Source organism: Duganella sp. GW821-FHT01E12, assembly GCF_059422325.1.
On sequence record NZ_JBWKWR010000002.1, the window covers coordinates 35,266 to 60,868 of the forward strand.

Below are 25,603 nucleotides of genomic sequence, written 5' to 3' on the forward strand. Positions count from 1 at the left end.
CAGCAAGGCCGCTCACATTTCAGTAAACAGGTATTCACGCTGACCATCGTGCAAGATGAGCGTGCGCTTGCCGCCCTTGCTGCCGACGACGAACTCGAAAAAATCCAGCCCCGGGGTAATCGTCAGCAGCGACACAGTGCCGTCGGCATTCGCATGGGTGGCGACGGCCGTCTTCCATTCCCCCGCATCGACAAAGGCCTGCCCGCCCTTGCGGCTAACGGCCAGCTCTCCCAGCTCCTCGCTATGATAGCGCCTGGCGAGCTTGCCGGCCACGGCGGGCGCGGGCGGCACCGTATAGCGCGCGCGTCCGGCGGCGTGCCCGGCGCGGCTGGACGCAGCCGCAACCCGCAGGTCTTCGGCCGCTTCCGGCTTGCCGTCGTACAGCACCTCCAGCAGATAGCGCTGGAAGATCGGCAGCAGCGCATAGCCCTCGTCGGCGTTGAGCATCAGCACGGCGCCCACGCCAGCCTCCGGCAGCAGGAAGAAATTGCTCTTGTATCCAGGCAGGCTGCCGCCGTGGTCGATCACCTGCACGCCGTTCACCTTCATCACCTCCAGGCCCATGCCGTAGTTCGTGTCGTCGCCGGCCGCCACCTGGGGAGCGCGGCGCGCCAGCAGGTTGGCGCTCGATACCAGCTGCCGTCCGTCTTCCAGCCGGCCCTGGTTGGCCTCCAGCTGCACGTAGCGGATGAAGTCGTGCGCGGAGGTCCACGCGCCGCCGGCGGGCCGGTGCGGAACGATGCTGCTGTCCATTTCGGTGCCGGTGACGCGCAGCTGGTTGTTGTAATCGATGGTGTGCGGACTGGCGTGGTTGCCGCCGGTCGCCCTGGCCAGGTCGAAGGTGGTGCCGCGCATGCCGAGCGGCGTGAAGATCCGCTCCTGCATCGCCTGGTCGTAGGCCGCGCCCAGCTCCATGCCGGGGTGCGCCAGCGCGCCGCCGATATAGCCGGCCGCCGACGCCATCAGATTGCTGTACTGGTACAGTTCGCCGAATTTGCTGGTCGGCTTCATGTTCGCCAGCAGGCCGATCGACGAGGCCGGGCTGGCGTGGCCGAACTCGAACATCATTTCAAGGTTCTGCTGCGGCAGGCCGGTGCAGGCGCACACCAGGTGCTTGAACCGCACCTTGGCGGTGGTGTCCGCATCGCCGAGCTTGAAGCCTGGATAGAGCTCGGTGACCGGCTGCTCCCAGCGCAGCTTGCCCTCGTCCGCCAGCGAGGCCAGCAACAAGGTCGTCATCCCCTTGGTGTTGGACGCCGCCATGAACAGCGTGTCGGCATCCACCGGTTCCGGCCGGCCGTGCCGGCGCACGCCCACGCCGCCTTCGTAGACGACCTGGCCGTGATCGAGCAAGGCCAGGGCCGCGCCCGGAATGCGCAGCTGCCGGATGCCGTCGGCGACGAAGGCGCGCAGGCGGGCGATGCGGGCGGCGTCCAGCGGATGCGCCTGGCGTCCGGCGAACGACTCCGGCACGTAGCCCGGCGGATGCACGCTGCCTCGCATCATCTCCAGCGCGGCGCCGCGCTTTTGCACGGTCGCCACCGCGCCGTCGAGCGCGACCACGGTCCATTTGCCGCCGCTGCGCAGCGCGACCGCGTTGGCGACCCTGCGTTCGTTGGCGGGCAGCTCGTAACCGGCCGCGACGCGCTCGTCCCAGCCTTCGCGGGCCGGCTCGCGTGTCAGGCTTGCGGCCACGCGTTTCACCCCGGGCCGGAAGCGCGACCAGGCGGCCTTGAGCGCGGCGGCGGCATTCGGCGCATCCACCTCGACCAGCGCCAGGCCGGCGTCGAGCTCGGGCGCATCGAGGACGGTCATGCCGGCTTCACGCCGCACGCTCCAGTCCACGGCGCCGGTCAGCTGGGTTCCGTGCCCGCTCAGCAGCGGCGCGTCGGCGTCCAGCTTGCCGGTGCGGACGGCGTCGGGCGCGGCCGCCAGGGCGATGGACGACTGCAGCAGGCCGGCCAGGCCCAGGCAGGCAAATCGAAACGGTAGCTTCATGCGGTTCCTGGAAATTTGGATGAAGTGGAGGTGGTTGGCCGGCGCGCCTTCCACACGATAGGCAAACTTGGTTAATTTACAAGTCTACCGTACATTGACGCATAATTGGAATGAATGGGCGGCGCGATCAGGAGCGGCGACGGCGAACATCAATAAACATTTCGCGGCGTGTCGATTCGGCGGCGCGTCGTTCGTCGTCATTTCGGAGACGGCAGGAATTCACCATCACAGGAGAGCATGATGACAATCACCATTACCGCTTTTGAACGGTCGCCCGACGGCGGCATGGGGCTGGCCCGCGATACGCGCGTTCGCTGGGCGCTTGAGGAGGTCGGGCTGCCCTACGGGGTGCGCCCGGTTTCGTTCGCCGCGATGAAGCAGCCCGCGCATCTGGCGCTTCATCCCTTCGGCCAGATCCCGACTTATGAGGAAGGCGATCTGGCGTTGTTCGAGTCGGGCGCGATCATCTTCCATATCGCTTCGCGCCACGCGGGTTTGCTGCCGGACGAGGCCAACGCCCGTGCCCGCGCGGTGACATGGATATTCGCCGCGCTCAACACGGTGGAGCCGCCGATCCTTGAACTCGTCACCGCGAAAATTCTGGAGGGAGACAAGCCCTGGAGCAAAGAGCGCATGCCGCTGATCGTCGATCGCATCCGCCATCGCCTGAACCAGCTCAGCGCCCGCCTGGCGGATGCCGAATGGCTGGACGGCGCGTTCAGCGCAGGCGACCTGACCATGGTGTCGGTGCTGCTCAGGCTGCGGCCGTCAGGTGTGCTGAATGAGTTCCCCAGCCTGGCCGCGTATGTCGCGCGCGGAGAAGCGCGCCCTGCGTACCAGCGCGCGTTCGCCGCCCAGTTGGCGTTTAAGGATCAATCTTGACGAGTCGCGAAAAGTTTTATGTCATCACCGGCGCTTCCGGCGCCGGCAAGTCGACGCTGTTGAACGCACTTTGCGAACAAGGATTTTCAGTCGTGCCAGAGGCCGCGCTTTCTATCGTCCAAGAACAGGAAAAATTCGGAGGAACACTTCTTCCAAGAACCAACTTGCAGGCTTTTATGGATGCCGTCGTGGAGCGGAATATCAGGGCATACGACGCGGCGAAGTCCCTCCCTCCGCCCGTGTTTTTTGATCGCGCCATCCCCGAGTGTCTGGGGCATATGCAGCTGCTAGGCCTGGCCATCGATCCCGCATACATTGCGGAATCGAACGCGCGGCGCTACGCCAACACCGTGTTCGTGGCCGAACCCTGGCCCGAGATTTACGTCTGCGACCAATGGCGGCAAGCGCCGTTTGCGCGCGCGGCCCGTTCGTTCGAGCCGACCGTGGCGCCATATACGCAGGCTGGCTACACGATGTGCGTACTTCCCAAGGTATCGGTCGAACAGCGGCTCGCATTCATTCTTGACCGGGTGGCCATGGACGGCAAGTAGACTGCACCTAGCGCAGCGCCAGGCGACCGGCGCCGGCGCGCGGCGTGTCCTCCAACTTGAACACGCTGACCACCTCCGCCAGATTGGCGGCCTGCTCCTGCAACGAGCCAGCGGCGGCCGCCGCCTCCTCCACCAACGCCGCGTTCTGCTGCGTGGTGCTGTCGATCTCGGTCACCGCCAGGTTGACCTGCGCGATGCCTTCGCTCTGCTCGTGGCTGGCGGCGACGATCTCGCCCATGATGCTGGTCACCTGCTCCACCGACGACACGATCTTGCTCATCGTGGCGCCGGCCTCGTCGACCAGCACGCTGCCGGCGTCGACCTTCGTCACCGAATCGCCGATCAGTTCCTTGATCTCCTTGGCCGCGCTGGCCGAACGCTGGGCCAGGTTGCGCACCTCGGACGCCACCACCGCGAAGCCCCGTCCCTGCTCGCCCGCGCGCGCCGCTTCCACCGCCGCGTTCAGGGCCAGGATGTTGGTCTGGAAGGCGATGCCGTCGATCACGCCGATGATGTCGACGATCTTGCGCGAACTGTCCTTGATCGACACCATGGTCTGCACCACACGGCCCACCACCTCGCCGCCCTCGGTAGCGTAGCCGGAGGCCGACTGCACCAGCTGGTTGGCCTGCCTGGCGCTTTCCGCGTTCTGCGTCACGGTGGCCGTCAACTGCTCCATCGCGGACGCGGTCTGCTCCAGGCTGGACGCCTGCGCCTCGGTGCGCGCCGACAGGTCCAGGTTGCCGCTGGCGATCTCGCTGGATGCCGTGGCGATGGTCTCCGTGCTGTCGCGCACCTGGCGTATGGTGGCGTTGAGCGACGACACGAAGCGGTTGAAGCCGTCGGCCAGCGCGCCCACCTCGTCCTCGCTCTCGACCGTCATGCGGCGGCTCAGGTCGCCGTTGCCGTCGGCGATCTCGCCCAGCATCTGCGCGGCGCGCGCCACCGGCGCGGCGATCGCGCGGCTGACCAGGAACACCACGAACAGGCCGATGCCGCCGCCCACCAGGCCGCCCACCAGCGCCGAGATCGTCACCGAGCGGGTGACGGCGCCCAGCACCTCGGACTCCGGCACCTCGGCGATCACGTACATATTCAGCTCCGGCACGAACGACGACGCCACCAGGCGCTTGCCGCCCGGTGCCGAGTAGGCGGCGCTGGCGTAGTTCTGGCCGCCCAGCAGCTTGGCGCTCAGCTCGGCGTTGAAGCCCGGCAGATCCTTCATGTAGTGCTGGCCGTCCGCCAGCGCGGTGTCGTGGTGCACGATCAGCATGCCGTTCGGCCGCACCAGGTACACGAAGCCGGACACGCCCACCTTGTAGCTGCGGATGTTCTCGGCCAGCTTGTTGACCGCCAGGCCCAGGCTGGCCACGCCGATCTTGCCGTCGCCGGTGTCGAAGCGGGTGTTGATGAAGACGTTGTAGGTGGTGGCGCCCGGCTCCTTGTCCAGGTTCAGCGAATACGGCTTGCCGCTGGCGAGGAAGCCATAGAACCACTGGTCGGCCGCCGCGCCCTTGTCCAGCGTGCGGTTGTAGCCCTTGTCGTCGAAATACTTGCCGGTGCTGGCCGAGACCCACGACACCGCCGCCGCCTTGGCGCTCTTGCGGATGCTGGCCGCGTACGCGGTCCAGGCCGGCAGGCCGCTGTCGGGCAGGCCGGCTTTTTCCCAGTCCAGCAGGAAGGTGTTGGCGCTCACCGACAGCGTGGCCGCCAGCGGCTCGCCGATCTGGCGCAGGATGTCGTTGCGGATCTCGCCCACCTCGGCCGGCAGCTCCTGGTTCACCACGCGCTCGCGGATGCTGTTGCCGGTCATGACCACGCTCAGCGTCGCCGAGATCGCCAGGAACAGCAGCAGGCAGGCCGCCATGCTGAGCATCAGTTTTTGCTGGATCGACAAACGACGCAGAAGACTAGCCATGACACCCCCAAAAGTTAAATCGGCACCTGCATATTTGTAAATCAGCGTAATCGAATAGTGTTGCCATGCGCAACATAAACTTTCCGCTCCGTGCCAGCCAACAACGCAACCAATCGAACAGGCTGTAGGGGCGCTTTCGCCATATCATTCAGCCAATATAGAGACTATTTGACGACGATGCTTACGAAACTTTCGTTTCGCCAGCTGCTGCTGGGCGTCTTCCTGCTGATCGCCGTGCTGCTGAGCGCCGCCTCGCTGCATGCGTTGTGGACGCTCGACCGGCTCGCCGCCCACAGCCGCGACAGCGGACGCCACGCCCTGGCACTGACCGAAAACACCCAGCAACTGGCCGAGCGCAGCGTGGCGATGACGCGCAGCGCGCGCCAGTTCCTGGTGCTGGACGACCCCGCCTTCCGCAAGCGTTACGCCGACGCCTGGCGCGAGGCGCGCGCGGCGCTGGACGCGGTGGCCGCGGCCCTGCCCTACACGCCGCCGGCCACCTTCGAGCGCTGGCGCCACGCCGGCGAGCAGGCGTGGGAACTGCTGCAGGCGCCGGCGCGGCCGCGTTCCAGCGCGCGCCAGCAGGCGCTGGAAAAAGTGCTGGCGCCGCTGCCGGCCGTGAACGCCGAGCTGGCCGACGAGGTCAAGCAGGAGGTCGAGCGCCGCAACGGCGAGCTGCTCAGCGAGCTGGACCAGCGGCGCGGCGTGCTCAAGGGCCAGGTGATCGCCTCCATCGCGCTGGCCGCGCTGCTGGCCGGCGGCTTCGGGCTGTGGCTGTCGCGCCCGCTGGCGCAGATCGAATCTGCCATCGACCGGCTCGGCGAGAACCGCTACGACCAGCCGGTGGTCGTGCGCGGGCCCAGCGACCTGCAGCACGTGGGCCAGCAGCTGAACTGGCTGCGCCAGCGGCTGTCGGATCTGGAGGAGGACAAGGCGCGCTTCCTGCGCCACATCTCGCACGAACTGAAGACGCCGCTGGCCGCGCTGCGCGAGGGCGTGGCGCTGCTGGAGGACGGCGTGGCCGGCGCGCTCTCGCCCAACCAGCGCGAGATCGCCGGCATCCTGAACCAGAACACGGCGGCGCTGCAATCGCAGATCGAGGCGCTGCTGCGCTACAACGCCGCCACCTTCGACGCCCACCGCCTGCGGCGCGAGCCGGCCGACATGGCGGCGCTGCTGGCGCAGGCGGTGGCGGCGCAGCGCCTGCAATGGCAGGCCGCCGGGCTGAGCGTCGCCATCGAGGGCCAGGCCAGGCCGATCGCCGTCGACGCCGACAAGCTGGCGGTGGCCGTCGGCAACCTGCTGTCGAACGCCGTGCGCTTCAGCCCGCGCGGCGGACTGGTGACGTTCCGCATCGCCGAGGCACACGGCCAGCTGCTGCTCGACTGTATCGACCAGGGACCGGGCGTGGCGCCGGACGACGCGGCCCGCATCTTCGAACCGTTTTACCAGGGCACGCGCCAGCCCGCCGGCGCGCGCCGGGGCAATGGCATCGGCCTCTCCATCGTCTACGAATACGTCGCCGCCCACGGCGGCGCCTTGCAACTGCTGCCCTCCGACCAGGGCGCGCACTTCCGGATCGAACTGCCCTATGAAACGTAATTCCCCCTTGCTGATGCTGCTGCTCAGCCTGGCGCTGGCCGGCTGCGCGCTGACCTCGCCCAAGCCGGCGCTGCCCACGCCGGCCGAAGTGACGCTGCCGCCGCCGCCGGCCATCGTCGAACTGCCGCCGCCACCGCCGCCCGATGAAGTGGGGCCGCTGCTCAGCTATCACCAGCAGCTGCGCAAGATGACGCAGGGCGACATGCTCAAGGAGTTGAGCGGGCTGGGACTGCAACAGCGCAGCCCGCGCGTGGCGGTCCAGATGGGCATGGTGCTGATGCTCACGCGCGGCAGCGGCGACCTGGCGCGCGCGCAGGCGCTGCTCGACAGCGTGGCCACCGCCACCGAGACCGAGGCGCAGCCATTCAAGGCGCTGGCGCAGCTGTTGTCCAGCAATTGCGCGGAGACGCGGCGGCTGGCCGAGCACGCCGACAAGCTGGCCGTGCAGCAAAAGGACAGCCAGCGCCGCATCGACCAGCTCAACGAGATGCTGGAAGGCTTGAAGACCATCGAGCGCACGCTGCCGGTTCGTCCGGCGCCAGGGCCGCAGGCGGTGATCAAATGAACGCGCCAGCCGAAACCCAACGCGAGCCCGGCGCCCTGACCCGCGCCGGCGACAACGGCGCCCCGCGCAGCGCCGCCGCCGGCCAGGGCGCGCACCTGCTGCTGGTGGACGACGACGCCGACCTGCTGCGCCTGCTGTCCATGCGCCTGAGCGCCAACGGCTACCGCGTGACGGCGGTCGGCAGCGCGGAGGCGGCGCTGGCGCGGCTGTCGATCGAGCTGCCGCGCCTGGTCATCAGCGACATCCGCCTGCCCGATCGCGACGGCATGTCGCTGTTCCAGGAAATCCGCAGCAGCTATCCGGCCCTGCCGGTGATCCTGCTGACCGCGCACGGCACCATCCCCGACGCGGTCGAAGCGACCACGCTGGGCGCCTTCGCCTATCTGACCAAGCCGTTCGACGCCAAGGCGCTGCTGGAGCGCATCGTGCAGGCGCTGAGCCTGTCCGCGCCCGAGGCCGGCCCGGCCAGCGGCGACCACGCCTGGCGCGCCGGCCTGATCAGCCGCAGCCAGTGCATGGACGAGTTGCTGGCCGAGGCGCGGCTGGTGGCGGCCTCCGACGCCAGCATCCTGATCCGCGGCGACAGCGGCACCGGCAAGGAGCTGCTGGCCAACGCCATCCACCGCGCCAGCCGGCGCAGCAAGGCGCCGTTCATCGCCGTCAACTGCGGCGCGATACCCGAGGCGCTGCTGGAATCCGAACTGTTCGGCCACATCAAGGGCGCCTACACCGGCGCCGTGTCCAGCCGCGAAGGCTTGCTGCAGGCGGCCGACGGCGGCACGCTGTTCCTCGACGAGATCGGCGACATGCCGTTGCTGCTGCAGGTGAAGCTGCTGCGCGTGCTGCAGGAGCGCGTGGTGCGCCAGCTCGGCTCCGACGTCGCGCGGCCGGTGGACGTGCGCATCCTGTCGGCCACCCACCGCGACCTGGACGCGGCCATGCACGAAGGCCAGTTCCGCGAAGACCTGTACTACCGGCTCAACGTCATCACGCTGACCTTGCCGCCGCTGTCGCAGCGGCGCGAGGACATCGCGCCGATGGCGACCCAGTTCCTGCAAACGCTGGCGGCCAAATACGGCAAGACGGTGCGCGGCTACGCGCCCGGCGCGCTGGAGGCGCTGACCACGGCGGCCTGGCCGGGCAATGTGCGCCAGCTGTACAACGTGGTCGAGCATGTGTGCGCGCTGGCGACCGCGCCGCTGGTGCCGCTGTCGCTGGTGCAGCGGGCCCTGCGGGTGCCGTCGCTGGAGGTCTTGAGCTACACCGAGGCCAAGCAGCGCTTCGAGCGCAACTACCTGGTCCAGCTGCTGAAACTCACCGACGGCAACGTGGCCGACGCCGCCCGCCTGGCCGAGCGCAACCGCACGGAGTTCTACCGCCTGCTGCAAAAACACGACCTGGACGCCAGCCTGTTCCGCGCCGACGGCGCCGCTGTCGCTGCGGAGCGACAGGAATAAGCGTTTAAAAATCAACCATTTACCGGATGGCGGCAGCAACTTGTCGCCATCTCCCGACAGAATCGGGGCAATATGGCCGGAAATGCCACGCCGGCTCGATTTCCTTCAGGAAAATCAATCGTAACCATATGATTTTAAAGTGTTTATCATGACTGGCACGGCCTTTGCAAAGGAGAAGATAACGTCACTGACGTTTCACCCTCAAACTTAAGCAAAGGAAGCAAATCATGATGACTACCAAACTGATCGCCCGCCTGATGGTTGCCGCCACCCTGACCGCAGCCGCAGCCACCGGTACCGCATTCGCTGCCGGCCAGACCGACGCCGCCATGGCAGGCGCAGCCAAGACTGGCACCGCCACCAATGACGAAGCCATCACCAGCAAGATCAAAGCTTCCCTGGCGGATCAAAAGCAAATCGGCGTGACCACCACTGACGGCGTGGTTGTGTTGAGCGGTTCGGTAGCGAGCACCGACATCGGCACCAAGGCGATACAGGTAGCCTCGGCCGTGCCTGGCGTGAAGGAAGTGAAAAGCGAACTGACCGTCGCATCGAAGTAAGCAGTAGCAGCAACCCCGAGTAGATAGGAGAAACCCTTTACCGGACAGCGCACGTAGGCGCCGTCCGGTTTTTTTTTGATCAGCTCAGGTTTTCCAGGCGGATCTTGGTGACCTGGCCGCACACGGTGGCCAGCCCTTCGATCTTGGCGATGGCCGCCATGACGTTCTTTTCCTGCGTCTGGTGCGTCAGGAAGATGATGTCGGTGCGGGTCTCGCCTTCCGCCGGTTCCTTCTGCATCATCGCGTCGATGGAGATGGTGGCGTCGGCCAGGATGCGGGTCAGGTCGGCCAGCACGCCCGGCTGGTCGCTGACGTTCATCCGCAGGTAGTAGCTGGTGGTGATCTCCGACATCGGCAAAATCTCGATGTCGGTCATCGCGTTCGGCTGGAACGCCAGGTGCGGCACGCGGTGCTCGGCGTCGGCCGTGGCCAGGCGGGTGATGTCGACCAGGTCGGCGATCACGGCCGAGGCGGTCGGCTCGGAACCGGCGCCCTTGCCGTAGTACAGCGTGGCGCCGACGGCGTCGCCATGCACCAGCACGGCGTTCATCGCGCCTTCGACGTTGGCGATCAAGCGCTTGGACGGGATCAGCGTCGGATGCACGCGCAGCTCCACGCCTTCCACGCCGTTGACCTTGGCACGCTTGGCGATGCCCAGCAGCTTGATGCGGTAGCCCAGCTGCTCGGCGTAGCGGATGTCGATGGCGTTGAGCTTGGAGATGCCCTCCACATACGCCTTGTCGAACTGCACCGGAATGCCGAAGGCGATGGCCGACATGATGGTGGCCTTGTGCGCCGCGTCCACGCCCTCGATGTCGAAGGTCGGGTCGGCTTCGGCGTAGCCCAGCTCCTGCGCCTGCTTGAGCACGGTGGCGAAGTCCAGGCCCTTGTCGCGCATCTCGGACAGGATGAAGTTGGTGGTGCCGTTGATGATGCCGGCGAACCATTCGATGCGGTTGGCGGTCAAACCTTCGCGCAGCGCCTTGATGATGGGGATGCCGCCGGCCACGGCCGCCTCGAACGCCACCATCACGCCCTTCGCTTGCGCCGCCGCGAAGATTTCGTTGCCGTGCACGGCCAGCAGCGCCTTGTTGGCGGTGACCACGTGCTTGCCGTTGGCGATGGCCTGCAGCACCAGCGCCTTGGCCTGGTCGTAGCCGCCGATCAGCTCGACGACGATGTCGATCTCGGGATCGTTGACGATGTCGAACGGGTCGGCCACCACCTTGACCTTGCCGCCGGTGCGCTGCTTGGCGCGCTCCAGGTTGCGGGCCGAGACGGCGACGATTTCGATGCCGCGCCCGGCGCGGCGGCGGATTTCTTCCTGATTGCGCAGCAACACGTCGAACGTGCCGCCGCCGACGTTACCGACGCCGAGCAAACCTACTTTGATGGGTTTCATATAAATCGTTTCTATTGTTTGTTAGAAGCTGGCGCCGTGACGTTTCCGGTAGCCTTCCATGAACTTGGCGATACGGCCGAAGGCTTCCGTCATGTCGTCGGTGTTCGGCAGGAACACCACGCGGAAGTGGTCCGGCGCGATCCAGTTGAAGCCGCTGCCCTGGACGATCAGCACTTTGGTTTCGGCCAGCAGCTCGTAGGCGAACTGCTGGTCGTCCGAGATCGGGTAAATCTTCGGATCGAGGCGTGGGAACATATACAGCGCAGCTTTCGGCTTGACGCACGTTACGCCTGGAATATCGGTGAGCAGCTTGTACGCCAGGTCGCGCTGCTTGAGCAGGCGCCCGCCCGGCCCCACCAGGTCGTGGATCGACTGGTAGCCGCCCAGCGCGGTCTGGATCGCAAACTGGCCCGGCGCGTTGGCGCACAGGCGCATCGAGGCCAGCATGTTCAGGCCCTCGATGTAATCCTTCGCATGGTCCTTCTGGCCCGACACCACCATCCAGCCGGAGCGGTAGCCGCAGGCGCGGTAGTTCTTCGACAGGCCGTTGAAGGTGACGAACAGCACGTCGTCGGCCAGCGAGGCGATAGAGACGTGCTCGGCGCCGTCGTACAGCACCTTGTCGTAGATCTCGTCGGCGTAGATGATCAGCTGGTGCTGGCGCGCCAGTTCGATGATCTGCAGCAGCAGCTCGACCGGATACAGCGCGCCGGTCGGATTGTTCGGGTTGATGACGACGATGGCGCGGGTGTTGGAATTGATCTTGCGGCGCATGTCCTCGATGTCCGGGAACCAGTCCTGCATCTCGTCGCACACGTAGTGCACCGGCGTGCCGCCCGACAGCGACACGGCGGCGGTCCACAGCGGATAGTCGGGCGCCGGCACCAGCACCTCGTCGCCGGTGTTGAGCAGCGCGTTCATCGACATGACGATCAGCTCGGACGCGCCGTTGCCCAGGTAGACATCCTCGATGTTCACACCCGCAATATTCTTGCCCTGCGTGTAGTGCACCACGGCCTTGCGCGGCGCGAACATGCCCTTGGAATCGGTGTAGCCCGCAGCATTGTGCAGGTTGATCTTCATGTCCTGGACGATTTCATCGGGCGGATCGAAACCGAACACGGCCAAGTTGCCGATATTCAACTTCGTGATCTTGTGGCCTTCTTCCTCCATCTGCCGGGCTTTTTCCGGCACCGGGCCGCGGATCTCGTAGCAGACTTCCGCTAATTTGTTCGATTTTTGAATCGGTCGCAAAATAAAATCCTGTCTTGGTGAGGCAAACCGCTCAGGACTGCCAAAACGCCCCGGCGGCCCGTGCTGCAATGCGAAAAGATCCATTCTGCCGAAAGCCTCCCATTTAATCAACCTGTAAGGGGTGGAAAGCGCAGGAACACCCCGGAAAAACGCTACAATGGCGCTTCTTTTGCCGACTAAACCCACGATTTCTGTCATGAAGCTCCACGCCAGCGATACCCAAAAATACCAGACCGTGACCGGTTACGATGAAACCGGGGTCGAAATCAACGCCCAACGCTACAACTACAGCCTGATCGTGCTGCCGGAAATCCCGCCGCGCGCCTGGGACGCCCCCACCTTCGACTCTATTACCGCAGAGCATTTCGACCTGATCGGCGCCGACAGCCCGGACGTCGTCATCCTCGGCACCGGCGCCCGCCAGCGCTTCATCCACCCGCGCCTGACCGCCGCGCTGACCATGCGCCGCATCGGCGTCGAATGCATGGACAGCCAGGCCGCCTGCCGCACCTACAACATCCTGATGGGCGAAGGCCGCAAGGTCACGCTCGCATTGATCATCGACCACAACGAGGGCACCACCGCCTGATGAACGACCTGTACAACTCCAAGAAAATCGTCTGGTCGCTGCTGGCCGCCTTCGTCATCGTCTGGCTGTATGTGCTGGGAGTGCGCACGCTGGTGCCGCCCGACGAGGGCCGCTACGCCGAGATGGCGCGCGAAATGTTCGCCACCGGCGACTGGATCACCACCCGCCTGAACGGCATCAAGTATTTTGAAAAGCCGCCGCTGCAGACCTGGATGAACGCGGCCTCGTTCGCCGTGTTCGGCCTGGGCGAGTGGCAGGCGCGCCTGTGGACCGGCTTGTGCGGCCTGGGCGGCGTGATCCTGACCGGCTACGCCGGCAACCGCGTGTTCGGCGCCCGCGCCGGCTTCTACGCGGCGCTGGCGCTCGGCTCCAGCCTGTTCTGGGTGGCTTCCGGCCAGATCGATTCGCTCGACATGAGCCTGTCGGGCATGATGACCATCGTGCTGTGCGCGGTGGTGCTGGCCCAGCGCGACGGCGCCACCGATAGCGCGCGCCGCAACTGGATGCTGGTCTGCTGGGCCGGCATGGCGCTGGCGGTGCTGGCCAAGGGCTTGATCGGCCTGGTGCTGCCGGGCGCGGTGCTGGTGTTGTACTCGGCGCTGTCGGGCGACCTGGCCATCTGGAAGCGCCTGCACCTGGGCAAGGGTCTGCTGCTGTTCTTCGCCGTCGCCACGCCGTGGTTCGTACTGGTGGCGCTGCGCAATCCCGAGCAGCCCTACTTCTTCTTCGTGCACGAGCACTGGGAACGCTTCTTCCTCAAGACCCACCACCGCGAAGGCGCGTGGTACTACTTCTTCGTGATGCTGGTGCCGGGCATCGTGCCGTGGCTGGGCGTGCTGCCGCAGGCGCTGTGGGGCGCGGTGCGCCGCGAACGCAACGCCGTGTTCCAGCCCAAGCTGATGCTCTTGATCTGGGCCGTGTTTATTTTCTTCTTCTTCAGCTATTCCAGCTCCAAGCTGCCCGGCTACATCCTGCCGATCTTCCCGGCGCTGGCCCTGCTGATCGGCGTCTACCTGGAAAACGCCTCGCGCCGCAGCCGCATGATCGCCGCCGGCCTGCTGGTGCTGATCGGCGTGGCCGGCGTGGCCGCCGTGCCGCAGATGGTCACCATGGCGGTGCGCCACCGCGACGAGACCGCGCTGCTGGAAGCCTACCAGCCATGGGTGCTGATGGCCGGCATCGTGGCCGCTGCCGGCGGCGCGCTGGCGCTGCTGCATGCGCGCCACCTGCGCCGCGACCTGACCGTGCTCACCATGGCCGTGGCCGGCTTCGCCGCCACTCAGCTGATACTGACCGGCTTCGAGCCGTATGGCAAAATGCGCGCCGGCAAAGCCGTGGCGCTGAAGATGCTGCCCGAACTCAAGCCGGACACCAAGGTCTATTCGGTCAGCACCTACGAGCAGTCGATGACCTTCTACCTGCGCCGCACCGTGGTGCTGGTCGATTACTGGGACGAGTTCACCTTCGGCCTGCGCCAGCAGCCGGAGCTGTCGATTCCCACGGTCGACGAGTTCGTCGCGCAGTGGAACGCGCACACCAAGCAAGGCGTCAAGGCGCTGGCCATTTTGAGCCCGGAGAAGTACGAAGAGCTGAAGGACGACGGCCTGCCGATGCGCGTGGTGGCCGAGGATACGCGCCGCGTCGTGGTCGCCAACCTGTAACTTATAAGAAAAACAAATGAATATCGCAACTTTCGGTTTTATCGTTTTCGGCGTGCTGTTGAACGCCATCGCCCAGCTGCTGCTCAAGGCCGGCGCCAAGAACGTCGGCGAGATCCATCTGACGCTGGGCAATCTGTTCTCGGTCGGCCTGAAGGTGGCGACGCAGCTGCCCATCATCGGCGGCCTGACCTGCTACGTGCTGTCGGTGGTGCTGTGGATCATCGCGCTGTCGCGGGTGGACGTGTCGATCGCCTACCCGATGCTGTCGCTGGGCTACGTGGTCACCGCCATCGGCGCCTGGTACCTGTTCGGCGAAGCGCTGACGGTGCAGCGCCTGGTCGCCATCGGCATCATCCTGGTCGGCGTCGCCTTGCTGGCGCGGACCTGACGAACAATTTAGAATGCGGCCATAAGCCAAATCAATACGAGAGCGACACCCCATGACCTCCGCCTTACCTTTCTTGCCTTTTTCGAAACCCACCATCGATGAGGCAACCATCGCCGCCGTCGGCGACGTGCTGCGTTCCGGCTGGATCACCAGCGGCCCCAAAGTGGCCGCCTTCGAAGCCCAGATGTCCGAATACTTCGGCGGCCGCCCCGTGCGCACCTTCAACTCCGGCACCTGCACCATGGAGATCGCGCTGCGCATCGCCGGCATCGGCGCCGGCGACGAAGTCATCACCACCTCGATCTCCTGGGTCGCCACCGCCAACGTCATCATCGAGGTGGGCGCCACGCCGGTGTTCGCCGACATCGACCCGGTCACCCGCAACATCGACCTCGACAAGGTGGAAGCCGCGATCACGCCGCGCACCAAGGCCATCATCCCGGTCTACCTGTCCGGCCTGCCGGTCGACATGGACCGCCTGTACGCCATCGCCAGGAAGCACAATCTGCGCGTGATCGAGGACGCCGCGCAGGCGTTCGGCTCCGAGTGGAACGGCAAGCGCATCGGCTCGTTCGGCGATTTCGTCTCGTTCAGCTTCCAGGCCAACAAGAACATCACCACCGGCGAAGGCGGCGCGCTGGTACTGAACAACCTGGAGGAAGCCAGGCTGGCCGAGAAGTACCGCCTGCAGGGCGTGACCCGCAGCGGCGTCGACGGCATCGACGTCGACGTCCTCGGCGGCAAGTACAACATGAGCGACATCATGGCCGCCATCGGCCTGGGCCAGTTCGCCAACATCGACAACATCACCGCGCACCGCCGCAACCTGGCGCGCCACTACTACCAGGCCTTCGGCCCCGAGTTCGAGGCGCAGTCCGGCGCGCAGCTGCCGGTGCAGGCCTTCGAGACCAGCAATTACCACCTGTTCCAGATCGTCTTGCCCGACAACGGCCCGACCACCCGCGCCGACTTCATGCGCGCGATGCAGGAGCGCTTCAACATCGGCACCGGCTACCACTACGCGCCCATCCACCTGTTCACCCTGTACCGCGAGCGCGGCTTCAAGGAGGGCATGTTCCCCGTGTCGGAAAAAGTCGGCCGCCTGACCGTGACCCTGCCGATGTTCTATGCCATGACCACGGCCGATGTCGACCGTGCCGTCGCAGCCGTGAAAGCAATCCTGATCAAATGAGCGTGTCGTTGATGAAACCTGAAATTTCCGTCGTTATCCCGATCTACAACGAGCAGGCCGGCCTGCAAGCCCTGTTCGACCGCCTGTACCCGGCGCTCGACAAGCTCGACACGACCTACGAGATCGTGTTCGTCAACGACGGCAGCCGCGACAACTCGGTATCGATACTGGCCGAGCAGTTCCGCAGCCGTCCCGACGTCACCCGCGTGGTCCTCTTCAACGGCAACTACGGCCAGCACATGGCCATCCTGGCCGGCTTCGAAGCCTCGCGCGGCGACATCATGATCACGCTCGACGCCGACCTGCAGAACCCGCCCGAGGAAATCGGCAACCTGGTGGCCAAGATCCGCGAAGGCTACGACTACGTCGGCTCGATCCGCCGCAAGCGCCAGGATTCGGCGTGGCGCACCTACGCGTCCAAGGCCATGAACCACCTGCGCGAGCGCATCACCAACATCAAGATCACCGACCAGGGCAATATGCTGCGCGCCTACGGCCGCAACGTGATCGACCTGGTCAACCAGTGCGGCGAGGTCAACACCTTCGTGCCGGCGCTGGCCTACCGCTTCGCCCGCAAGCCGACCGAGATCATCGTCGAGCACGAGGAGCGCGCGGCCGGCGAATCGAAGTACTCCTTGTACAGCCTGATCCGCCTGAACTTCGACCTGGTCACCGGCTTCTCGCTGGTGCCGCTGCAGTTCTTCTCGATGTTCGGCATCCTGCTGTCGCTGGCCTCCGGCCTGCTGGTGCTGGTGCTGCTGGTGCGCCGCCTGTTCCTGGGCGCCGAGGCCGAGGGCCTGTTCACGCTGTTCGCGATTGCCTTCTTCTTCATGGGGACTATCCTGTTCGGTATCGGCCTGTTGGGCGAATACGTGGGCCGCATCTTCCAGCAAGTGCGCGCGCGCCCGCGCTACGTGGTACAAACGATCCTGGAACAAAAGCCCGGCCAGGCGCTCGATGCGCCGGCCGGTGTGGAAAAACGTACTGTAGGCCGAGGCCATGAGTGAATCCCATAAGCGTCAACGCGCCGTCGTCTTCGGCTACCACAATGTCGGCGTCCGCTGCCTGAAGGTCTTGCTGGCCGGCGGCGTCGACGTCGCGCTGGTGGTCACGCACGAGGACAGCGCCAACGAGAACATCTGGTTCGAATCGGTGATCTCGCTGTGCCAGGCCGAAGGCATCCCCTACATCACGCCGGCCGACGCCAAGTCGCCCGAGCTGCTGGAGCAGGTGCGGGACATCGCGCCGGACCTGATGTTCAGCTTCTACTACCGCAACATGCTGCCGGCCGAGCTGCTGGCGGTGGCGCCCGCGTTCAATATGCACGGCTCGCTGCTGCCGGAATTCCGCGGCCGCGCGCCGGTCAACTGGGCGGTGCTGCACGGCGCCACCGTCACCGGCGCCACGCTGCACGAGATGACCGTCAAGCCGGACGCCGGCGACATCGTGTCGCAGATGGAAGTGCCCATCCTGCCCGACGACACCGCCTTCGAGGTGTTCGGCAAGGTCACCGTGGCGGCCGAGCAGGCGCTGTGGATGGTGCTGCCGTCGCTGCTGGACGGCACGGCGCCGCGCATCAAGAACGACCTGAGCAAGGGCGGCTACTTCGGCGGCCGCAAGCCCGAGGACGGCCGCATCAACTGGCTGCTGCCGGCCCAGGACGTCTACAATCTGCACCGCGCCGTGGCCCCGCCCTACCCCGGCGCCTTCACCGATATCGGCGGCGTGCGCTACGTGCTGCAACGGGCCCGATTGTCTGGCAATTTCGGCAATGTTGTATCGCTAAGTTTGCCACCTGGCTTGACAGTAGTGGATAATTGCATCTTTGGCGTGTGCGGCGATGGCCGCATGCTGACGATTTCCGCCTTGACGGCCGACGGGGTACCCGTGACGGCCGAGCAGTTGCAATCCCGCCTGGCGGAGCTGTCCGCTGGCGGACAATGAACATTACCTGGGTAACTATCAAATGAAAAAAGTCCTCATCCTCGGCGTCAACGGCTTCATCGGCCATCACCTGTCGAAGCGCATCCTGGAAACGACCGACTGGCATGTCTACGGCATGGACATGAGCACCGACCGTATCACCGACGTCCTGGAGAATGAGGCGTACAAGTCGCGCATGCACTTCTTCGAGGGCGACATCACCATCAACAAGGAATGGGTCGAGTACCATGTCAAGAAGTGCGACGTGATCCTGCCGCTGGTGGCGATCGCCACGCCGTCGACCTACGTCAAGGCGCCGCTGCGCGTGTTCGAGCTGGACTTCGAGGCCAACCTGCCTATCGTGCGCTCGGCCGCCAAGTACGGCAAGCACCTGGTGTTCCCGTCGACCTCGGAAGTGTACGGCATGTGCCACGACGACGAGTTCGATCCCGAGAACTCCGAGCTGATCTGCGGCCCGATCAACAAGCCGCGCTGGATCTACTCCAACGCCAAGCAGCTGATGGACCGCGTGATCTGGGGCTACGGCATGGAAGGCCTGAACTTCACCCTGTTCCGTCCGTTCAACTGGATCGGCGCCGGCCTCGACTCCATCCACACGCCGAAGGAAGGCTCGTCGCGCGTGGTGACCCAGTTCTTCGGCCACATCGTCCGTGGCGAGAACATCTCGCTGGTCGACGGCGGCGCGCAGAAGCGCGCGTTCACCGACATCGACGACGGCATCGACGCGCTGATGAAGATCATCGAGAACAAGAACGGCGCCGCCAGCGGCAAGATCTACAACATCGGCAACCCGGTCAACAACTACTCGATCCGCGAACTGGCCGGCATGATGCTGGAACTGGCGCCGCAGTACCCCGAATACGCCGAAGGCGCGGCCAAGGTCAAGATCGTCGAGACCACCTCGGGCGCCTACTACGGCGCGGGCTATCAGGACGTGCAGAACCGCGTGCCGAAGATCACCAACACCTGCGAAGAGCTGGGCTGGAAACCGACCACCACCATGGCCGAAGCGCTGAAGAAGATCTTCGACGCCTACCGCAGCCAGGTGGCCGAAGCACAAAAACTGATGGACTAAGATTTGACCGAGACTTTGCAAACGCAAGCGCCGCTGATGGTGTTGAAGATAGACGTCGACACCTACCGCGGCACCCGTGAAGGCACCATGAACCTGGTGCGGATGCTGAAGGCGCACAACGCCCAGGCCACTTTCCTGTTTTCGCTGGGGCCGGACCACACCGGCTGGGCGCTGCGCCGCGCGCTGCGTCCGGGGTTCTTCAGCAAAGTCTCGCGCACCTCCGTGGTCGAGCACTACGGCCTCAAGACGCTGATGTACGGCACCCTGCTGCCAGGCCCTGACATCGGCAAAGATTGCGCCGGCGAGATGCGCTCGGTGCGCGACGCCGGCTTCGAATGCGGCATCCACACCTGGGACCACGTGCTGTGGCAGGACAACGTCGCCAGGCGCGACGGCAAATGGTCGACCACCATGATGCGCAAGGCCGCCGCCCGCTTTACGCAGGTGTTCGGCACGGCGCCGCGCACCCACGGCGCGGCCGGCTGGCAGATGAACAACGCCGCCTTTGCCGAGCACGACGCGGCCGGTTACGCCTACGCATCCGACGGCCGCTGCGTGCTCAACGAGAACGGCACGCTGGCCAATCCGGCCGACGGCCCGCACCGCCTGTGCGACGGCGACACCGTGCTGTCCCACATCCAGCTGCCGACCACGCTGCCGACCCTGGACGAGCTGCTGGGCCGCGAGATCGACGGCGTCGTCATCGGCACCGGCAACATCGCCGCCTTCCTGCTGGGGCTGACGGCCGGCGCCACGCGCGACCACGTATATACTTTGCACTCCGAGCTTGAAGGGCAAAAACTCGCCCCCATATTCGAGCAGTTATTGGCTGGCTGGAAGGCGCAAGGCTACACATTGGCGTCGATGGCCGATTACCATCAGAAGGTCCGGCACCAGACCATGCCGGTTTGCCCGATCACCTGGGGCGAGCTGCCGGGTCGTTCGGGCCAGTTGATCGTGCAGGGCGCCGCCCGTTCTTAATGCGTACCGTTCAGGAGATAGCCTGTGGCTGATAGCCCTTCCGTAGTGACCGATTTTACCGCCGCCATGACCGGCGGCCAGACCTTCCAGCTGTCGGGCCGGCCTGCGCGCCACACCGTGCTGTTCTTCTACCCCAAGGACAACACCCCTGGCTGCACCACCGAGAACATGGCCTTCCGCGACCTGTACGCGCAATTCCAGGCCGCCGGCGCCGAAATCTACGGCATCAGCCGCGATTCGCTGCGCTCGCACGAAAGCTTCAAGACCAAGCTGGGCCTGCCCTTCGAGCTCATTTCCGACCCCGACGAGGCGCTCTGCCAGCAGTTCGGCGTCATGAAGATGAAGCAAATGTACGGCAAGACGGTGCGCGGCATCGAGCGCAGTACGTTTGTGATTGACGCTCATGGGCAATTGGTGAAAGAATGGAGAGGCGTGAAGGTAGCGGGTCACGTCGATGAAGTGCTGGAATTTGTAGCGCGTCAGGCTTAGTTACAGGATGCGTGTTGCAGCTTCCAGAGTTGCTCAACCGAACCAAGCCTATCCAGTTATTTTGAGTCATCACTGTAATTCACACCACCACCCTACATGGTGGCCAGCCGGCCACCACGCGGTACTTTCTCCGGGCATGATGAGCGCCCGTCGGCAGTCTTATAACCCTGTTTTACCCAGCATCCACCCCATACGGTCCCAACGCTTCCACTACCAGGAAGTGTGCTGCGCCATGGGCGGATTCCTCCAGATATTCTTCAAATGAGATCCTGATGCCACTGCCAAAATTACCTAGTAAGCCAGCGACTATACTTCTGGCCAAAGATTATCCAAAAGCGACAGGGCCGCGCCCAGTCCCCGCCATCGCAGCGGTGGCTGAAGTCGCGCCCGCGCCGAAGAAAGCGGCGCCTGTCAAAGCAGTGCCTGTAGCAAAAGCCAAAGCAGAAACCCCGAAAACCACCACCAAGTCCAAAGCCGTGGCCGCCGTGTTGAAGGCCGCGCCTGCCGTACTGAAGAACGCCGCCGCCGGCATCGCACCAGCCGCAGCGGTTGCCACCCCTGCGGCCAAGCCGGCCGCCAAGGCCAAGACCACCCCTGCCGCGCGCGGCAAGGTCACGCCAATCACCGCCGAGGCGCCGCATCCGGCCAAGCACAAGCCGCATGAAGTGGCGATCAAGTCCTCGACCAGCCGCCACGCCGACCAGACCGGCACCACCAAGCTGTTCGTGCTGGACACCAACGTGCTGATGCACGATCCATCGTCGCTGTTCCGCTTCGAGGAGCACGACGTCTACCTGCCGATGATGACGCTGGAAGAGCTGGACAACCACAAGAAGGGCATGACCGAGGTGGCGCGCAACGCCCGCCAGGTGTCGCGCACCCTGGACGCGCTGGTCTCCAACACCGACGACGACGCCATCGAGAACGGCATCCTGCTGTCCAAGCTGGGCAACAAGGACGCCAAGGGCCGCCTGTACTTCCAGACGCGCCTGCAAACGGCGGACCTGCCGGTCGGTCTGCCGGTCGGCAAGGCCGACAACCAGATCCTGTCCGTGGTCCGTTCGCTGGAAGCGGAACAGGAAGGCCGCCCGGTGGTGCTGGTGTCCAAAGACATCAACATGCGCATCAAGGCGCGCGCGCTGGGCCTGCCGGCCGAGGACTACTTCAACGACCACGTGCTGGAAGACACCGACCTGCTGTACTCGGGCATCGTCCAGCTGCCGGACGATTTCTGGATCAAGCACGGCAAGGATCTGGAGTCGTGGCAGGAAAACAAGAACGGCCAGAGCGCGACGTTCTACCGCGTCACCGGCCCGTTCGTGCCGTCGCTGCTGGTCAACCAGTTCATCTTCCTGGAGCCCAAGAATGGCGAAGCGCCGTTCTACGGCCAGGTCAAGCAGATCAACGGCAAGACCGCCGTGCTGCAAACCCTGCGCGACTTCAGCCACAACAAGAACAATGTGTGGGGTGTGACCGCCCGCAACCGCGAGCAGAACTTCGCCTTGAACTTGCTGATGAATCCGGAGTGCGACTTCGTCACCCTGCTGGGCCAGGCCGGTACCGGCAAGACCCTGCTGGCCCTGGCCGCCGGCCTGGCGCAAGTGCTGGAGACCAAGCTCTACAACGAAATCATCGTCACCCGCGTGACGGTGCCGGTCGGCGAGGACATCGGTTTCCTGCCTGGTACGGAGGAAGAGAAGATGTCGCCATGGATGGGCGCGTTCGACGACAATCTGGAAGTGCTCAACAAGTCCGACTCGGACGGTGGCGAATGGGGCCGTGCGGCGACGCAGGACCTGATCCGCTCGCGCATCAAGATCAAGTCGCTCAACTTCATGCGCGGCCGCACCTTCGTCAACAAATTCCTGATCATCGACGAAGCGCAGAACTTGACGCCCAAGCAGGTCAAGACGCTGGTGACGCGCGCCGGTCCCGGCACCAAGATCCTGTGCCTGGGTAACATCGCGCAGATCGATACGCCTTACCTGACCGAGGGTTCAAGTGGCCTGACGTATGTGGTGGATCGCTTCAAGGGATGGTCGCACAGCGGTCACGTGACGCTGGCGCGTGGCGAACGTTCGCGCCTGGCCGACCACGCCAGCGACGTGCTGTAGATGTTGTAGAATAAGCCCGTACCTGTTAGCCCCGCCCGCAGCAATGCCGGCGGGGCTTCTTTTTTCTATCAGGCTTTGTTGTTGCGGCGGCGGGCGTAGGCGCCCACCAGCGCCAGGCCGCCCAGCAGCATGGCATAGGTTTCCGGCTCAGGCACGGCCGGCGCCAGCGTGGCGGCGCTGAAGCTCTGGAAATTGCCGTTGGCAGCCGCGTACTGCACCTGCTGGCCGCCGTCGCAGCAGCCTTCCAGGCCGTAGATGGTCAGCGTGTGGTTGCCGGCCGACAGGGCCTGGTTGTTGATCAGGAAAACGCCGCTGGCGTTGTTGTAGTCAAAGTTCCACCACATGTCGTGGGTGTTCAGCGCGACGGCCTGGCCGTCCAGGAACACGGCGCCGCCGCGGCCGAAATCGACACCGGCGCGGAACGAATAGCTGCCGGCAGCGCTCAGGCCGAAATCGATGGTGGACTTGAAGGCGATATCGGACACGCCAGTGCCGAACAGCGAGTGATTCGATACAACGTCGTAGTTGCTCAGCACGGTCGAGTGGCCGCCGACAACAGCGGCGTCAACCACGTCGCGGTAGTCTTGCGCGGTCGCCTGCGCGCCGGCGCCGGAGTTGCCGGTCTGGAAAGTGATCACGGCGGCGTTGGAGCTGCCAATAGCGGCCAATGCCAATGCAACGGCGGCGAACTTGATGGATTTCATGCGGGTCCCTGGGTAGAAGTTTTATTGGAGAGTATCCAAGTGCAGGCCAGGCGCGGGGGTTGGGGACCGGGCAGAGTGTTGCTTTAAAATAATTTAAAATGCACTTAGGAATTATTTAAATGATATCGTAAGAAAATTCCGATGTCAATCTTTAATGCATTGCACAATTTAGGCGACGTCAGCCACGAAATTGCTTGAAACCAGCTCCAACCTGTATGACACTAGACACTGCAAGTCTTTGATTTCGCCAGACTTTCGGACCACCGCAGAGACAAGACCATGGACATTCCTATCCTGATCCGAAAAAAAGGCAACACCAAGTACGGTGTCACCGTGCCGGACATTCCCGGCTGCGTCACCAGTGGCGACACGGTGGACAAGGCCATGAGCAACGCCACCAAGGCCATCTACGGCCACGTCGGCCAGTTGGTCGAACAAGGCAAGGCCTTCGAAATCAAACCCTCCGAGGTGGAATTCCTGTCCCGCGAGCCGGACTACGCCGGCGGCATCTGGGCGCTGGTCAGCCTCGACCTGGCCAAGCTGGACGATCCGCCGGAGGACTAAGCACACCATGCGCGCGGCATTTTATGTTTTCACGTAAAATTAGATTCATAATTTATCTGAAAGAATAAAATGTCCGTGTTCGAGCAACTGCAGCGACGCCGTACCCAGCTCGGGAAAACACTGCAGAATCTTGCGGATCTGACGGCGATGAACGTCCCTCAAGTCAGCAACGTACTGAGCGGAAAACTCGATTCCCGCCTCAGCACCTACGAAGCGCTGGCCGACGCGATGGATGCCAGCCTGGTCCTGATTCCCAAACATCTGCTGCCGGAGGTCGCCCGCCTGTTGTCCGGCAAAGCCATCGGGCCGGACGACGTCCCATCGACGATCGACCGCCTTCTGGGCGGGCTCAATTGAACCACGCGCTGCTCCCCCGCTATCTGGAAGTATGGCTGCGCGGCCGGCACGTGGGCTGGCTCTGCGAGGCGGGCCGCGCAACGCGTTTCCTCGCAACGGAGCAATACCAGGCCGACACGCGGCGCGCCACGCTCTCGCTGTCGATGACGCTGCCCGGCGCCGAACAGGTGACGCAGGAAACGCTGAAGAACCACTTCGACCCGGCGCTGTACCGGGAGCGCGGCGAACTGCCGCCCTTCTTCGCGGGCCTGCTGCCGGAGGGCGCCCTGCGCCGCCGCCTGGCCGCCACCCGCAAGAGCCACCGCGACATGGACGACTTCGGCATCCTTGCCGCCGCCGGCGAGGATCTGCCGGGCGCCGTGACCGTGCTCCCCGCCAACCTCGACAACCTGACCGCGGCGGCCCGCGCCTACGGCGTCACCGGCGGCGCCGACAATCTTGAGATCAGCGTCCCCGAGCAGGCCGCCGAGGGCGCCGCCTCGCTGTCCGGCGTGCAGGACAAGGTGGCGCTCTCCCACGCCAAGGACGGCAAACGGTATCGCATGCCGGTCAAGGGCCAGCCGTCCGACCTCATCGCCAAGCTGCCGCCGGCCGGCGACGACTCGCAGGTCATGAACGAACACGCCAGCATGCAGCTGGCCGGCCTGGCCGGGGTCAACGTCGCCGCATGCCGGCCGGCGCCCATGAGCACGATGGACGACTACCCGGACCTGGTCGCCGCGCTGGGCGACAACACGCGCTTCCTCGCGGTGGAGCGGTTCGACCGCAGCCCCGCCGGCGCGGTGCACATGGAAGACGCCTGCCAGCTGCTCACCCTCATGCCCGCCCAGAAGTATTCCGGCGCCAGGGAATTCGTCAAGCTGGTCCAGGTGCTGGATCGCCTCGGCACACGCGGCATCGAGGATGTCCGGCAGTTCTTCATCCGGCAGACCGTCAACACGCTCATAGGGAACTCGGATGCGCACCTGAAGAACTTCAGCGTGCTGTATCGCGATGGCGTCCGCCCCGAGCTTGCGCCGGCCTATGACATCGTCTGCGTCGCGGCGCTGGCCGGCTTCCGGGGTTTCGCCACCAACGTCGCCATCGACCAATTGCAGCGTCAGGAAACGCTCGACACCTATGCCGCCATCGCCAAACAGGCAGGCATTTCGGAACGCATCGTCAAAGCGGCCGTCACGCAAACGGTCGCCCGCGCAAAAGACCTTTGGCCCAGGGCGCTGCACGAATTGGAGATGCCGGATGCCGTGCGTCTGGAAATCGGTAACCGCCTGAATACGCTGCCGCTCGCAGGCAGCGCGCGATAGTGCTTGACCTTCCCACGAAGGGAAGGCCTACAGTATGATCATCGAAACTGTT

General features: G+C 64.9%; 24 protein-coding genes. 19 read left to right on the top strand and 5 right to left on the bottom strand.

What is annotated here, in order from left to right:
* Window positions 1-12: 12 nt before the first annotated feature.
* Window positions 13-1,998 (bottom strand): serine hydrolase domain-containing protein, encoded by a 1,986-nt coding sequence (locus AC07WS_RS05430; RefSeq protein WP_494728084.1) that lies wholly within the window; start codon window positions 1,996-1,998, stop codon window positions 13-15.
* Between the two features lie 240 nt (window positions 1,999-2,238).
* Between AC07WS_RS05430 and AC07WS_RS05435 the strand changes: the two genes are divergently transcribed.
* Together AC07WS_RS05435 and AC07WS_RS05440 are read left to right on the top strand one after the other, a co-directional pair.
* Window positions 2,239-2,880, top strand: a complete 642-nt coding sequence (locus AC07WS_RS05435) for a glutathione S-transferase family protein (protein WP_494728924.1) — start codon at window positions 2,239-2,241, stop codon at window positions 2,878-2,880.
* Window positions 2,877-3,431: an AAA family ATPase gene (locus AC07WS_RS05440; protein WP_494728085.1), complete on the top strand. Its 555-nt coding sequence runs from the start codon at window positions 2,877-2,879 to the stop codon at window positions 3,429-3,431. Before AC07WS_RS05435 ends, AC07WS_RS05440 begins: the two co-directional genes overlap by 4 nt.
* Before the next feature lie 7 nt (window positions 3,432-3,438).
* On the opposite strand, the gene AC07WS_RS05445 is transcribed toward AC07WS_RS05440, so the two are convergent.
* A complete protein-coding gene (locus AC07WS_RS05445; protein ID WP_494728086.1) occupies window positions 3,439-5,349 on the bottom strand; it encodes a methyl-accepting chemotaxis protein in 1,911 nt (636 codons plus the stop codon).
* A gap of 177 nt (window positions 5,350-5,526) precedes the next feature.
* Between AC07WS_RS05445 and AC07WS_RS05450 the strand changes: the two genes are divergently transcribed.
* From AC07WS_RS05450 to AC07WS_RS05465, 4 genes are all read left to right on the top strand, one after another.
* The gene (locus tag AC07WS_RS05450; protein WP_494728087.1) at window positions 5,527-6,951 is read left to right on the top strand and encodes a sensor histidine kinase; all 1,425 of its coding nucleotides are present in this window, start codon (window positions 5,527-5,529) and stop codon (window positions 6,949-6,951) included.
* Window positions 6,941-7,516 carry a hypothetical protein gene (locus AC07WS_RS05455; protein ID WP_494728088.1) on the top strand — a complete coding sequence of 192 codons (576 nt, stop codon included), beginning with the start codon at window positions 6,941-6,943 and terminating at the stop codon, window positions 7,514-7,516. The genes AC07WS_RS05450 and AC07WS_RS05455 overlap by 11 nt, the downstream gene beginning before the upstream one ends.
* Window positions 7,513-8,973: a sigma 54-interacting transcriptional regulator gene (locus tag AC07WS_RS05460; protein ID WP_494728089.1), complete on the top strand. Its 1,461-nt coding sequence runs from the start codon at window positions 7,513-7,515 to the stop codon at window positions 8,971-8,973. Before AC07WS_RS05455 ends, AC07WS_RS05460 begins: the two co-directional genes overlap by 4 nt.
* Window positions 8,974-9,200: 227 nt before the next feature.
* Window positions 9,201-9,533: a BON domain-containing protein gene (locus tag AC07WS_RS05465; protein WP_117014946.1), complete on the top strand. Its 333-nt coding sequence runs from the start codon at window positions 9,201-9,203 to the stop codon at window positions 9,531-9,533.
* A gap of 79 nt (window positions 9,534-9,612) precedes the next feature.
* On the opposite strand, the gene AC07WS_RS05470 is transcribed toward AC07WS_RS05465, so the two are convergent.
* Both AC07WS_RS05470 and AC07WS_RS05475 read right to left on the bottom strand, forming a co-directional pair.
* The gene (locus AC07WS_RS05470) at window positions 9,613-10,935 is read right to left on the bottom strand and encodes a homoserine dehydrogenase (RefSeq protein WP_494728090.1); all 1,323 of its coding nucleotides are present in this window, start codon (window positions 10,933-10,935) and stop codon (window positions 9,613-9,615) included.
* A gap of 21 nt (window positions 10,936-10,956) precedes the next feature.
* Window positions 10,957-12,189 (bottom strand): pyridoxal phosphate-dependent aminotransferase, encoded by a 1,233-nt coding sequence (locus AC07WS_RS05475; protein ID WP_494728091.1) that lies wholly within the window; start codon window positions 12,187-12,189, stop codon window positions 10,957-10,959.
* A 196-nt stretch (window positions 12,190-12,385) separates the two neighbouring features.
* Here AC07WS_RS05475 and AC07WS_RS05480 point away from each other — a divergent pair, with 196 nt between their 5' ends.
* The 10 genes from AC07WS_RS05480 (at window position 12,386) to AC07WS_RS05525 (ending at window position 22,622) form a co-directional block, all read left to right on the top strand.
* Window positions 12,386-12,778, top strand: a complete 393-nt coding sequence (locus AC07WS_RS05480) for an Mth938-like domain-containing protein (RefSeq protein ID WP_494728092.1) — start codon at window positions 12,386-12,388, stop codon at window positions 12,776-12,778.
* On the top strand, window positions 12,778-14,439 hold the full coding sequence (locus tag AC07WS_RS05485; RefSeq protein WP_494728093.1) for a glycosyltransferase family 39 protein: 1,662 nt from the start codon (window positions 12,778-12,780) through the stop codon (window positions 14,437-14,439). Before AC07WS_RS05480 ends, AC07WS_RS05485 begins: the two co-directional genes overlap by 1 nt.
* 16 nt (window positions 14,440-14,455) lie before the next feature.
* The gene (locus tag AC07WS_RS05490; protein ID WP_494728094.1) at window positions 14,456-14,827 is read left to right on the top strand and encodes an SMR family transporter; all 372 of its coding nucleotides are present in this window, start codon (window positions 14,456-14,458) and stop codon (window positions 14,825-14,827) included.
* 52 nt (window positions 14,828-14,879) lie between these two features.
* The gene (locus tag AC07WS_RS05495; RefSeq protein WP_494728095.1) at window positions 14,880-16,019 is read left to right on the top strand and encodes a DegT/DnrJ/EryC1/StrS family aminotransferase; all 1,140 of its coding nucleotides are present in this window, start codon (window positions 14,880-14,882) and stop codon (window positions 16,017-16,019) included.
* A gap of 11 nt (window positions 16,020-16,030) precedes the next feature.
* Window positions 16,031-17,026, top strand: coding sequence for a glycosyltransferase (locus AC07WS_RS05500; RefSeq protein WP_494728096.1), 996 nt, complete (start codon window positions 16,031-16,033; stop codon window positions 17,024-17,026).
* Complete coding sequence (locus AC07WS_RS05505; RefSeq protein ID WP_494728097.1) at window positions 17,019-17,963, top strand: formyltransferase; 945 nt, start codon at window positions 17,019-17,021, stop codon at window positions 17,961-17,963. Before AC07WS_RS05500 ends, AC07WS_RS05505 begins: the two co-directional genes overlap by 8 nt.
* Before the next feature lie 22 nt (window positions 17,964-17,985).
* Window positions 17,986-19,038 carry a bifunctional UDP-4-keto-pentose/UDP-xylose synthase gene (locus tag AC07WS_RS05510; RefSeq protein WP_117014937.1) on the top strand — a complete coding sequence of 351 codons (1,053 nt, stop codon included), beginning with the start codon at window positions 17,986-17,988 and terminating at the stop codon, window positions 19,036-19,038.
* 36 nt (window positions 19,039-19,074) lie between these two features.
* Window positions 19,075-20,019 (top strand): polysaccharide deacetylase family protein, encoded by a 945-nt coding sequence (locus AC07WS_RS05515; protein WP_494728925.1) that lies wholly within the window; start codon window positions 19,075-19,077, stop codon window positions 20,017-20,019.
* A gap of 24 nt (window positions 20,020-20,043) precedes the next feature.
* Complete coding sequence (locus tag AC07WS_RS05520; protein ID WP_494728098.1) at window positions 20,044-20,508, top strand: peroxiredoxin; 465 nt, start codon at window positions 20,044-20,046, stop codon at window positions 20,506-20,508.
* A 272-nt stretch (window positions 20,509-20,780) separates the two neighbouring features.
* Window positions 20,781-22,622 (top strand): PhoH family protein, encoded by a 1,842-nt coding sequence (locus AC07WS_RS05525; RefSeq protein ID WP_494728099.1) that lies wholly within the window; start codon window positions 20,781-20,783, stop codon window positions 22,620-22,622.
* 68 nt (window positions 22,623-22,690) lie between these two features.
* Here the strand turns inward: AC07WS_RS05525 and AC07WS_RS05530 are convergent, their stop codons facing one another.
* Entirely contained in the window at window positions 22,691-23,326 is a 636-nt protein-coding gene (locus AC07WS_RS05530) for a CCXG family PEP-CTERM protein (RefSeq protein ID WP_494728100.1), read from the bottom strand.
* 279 nt (window positions 23,327-23,605) lie between these two features.
* Here AC07WS_RS05530 and AC07WS_RS05535 point away from each other — a divergent pair, with 279 nt between their 5' ends.
* The 3 genes from AC07WS_RS05535 to AC07WS_RS05545 all read left to right on the top strand — a co-directional run bounded on the left by AC07WS_RS05535 (window position 23,606) and on the right by AC07WS_RS05545 (window position 25,551).
* Complete coding sequence (locus AC07WS_RS05535; protein ID WP_494728101.1) at window positions 23,606-23,890, top strand: type II toxin-antitoxin system HicB family antitoxin; 285 nt, start codon at window positions 23,606-23,608, stop codon at window positions 23,888-23,890.
* Window positions 23,891-23,959: 69 nt separating this feature from the next.
* Entirely contained in the window at window positions 23,960-24,247 is a 288-nt protein-coding gene (locus tag AC07WS_RS05540; RefSeq protein WP_494728102.1) for a helix-turn-helix domain-containing protein, read from the top strand.
* On the top strand, window positions 24,244-25,551 hold the full coding sequence (locus tag AC07WS_RS05545; RefSeq protein ID WP_494728103.1) for a type II toxin-antitoxin system HipA family toxin: 1,308 nt from the start codon (window positions 24,244-24,246) through the stop codon (window positions 25,549-25,551). Before AC07WS_RS05540 ends, AC07WS_RS05545 begins: the two co-directional genes overlap by 4 nt.
* The last annotated feature ends 52 nt before the right edge of the window (window positions 25,552-25,603 follow it).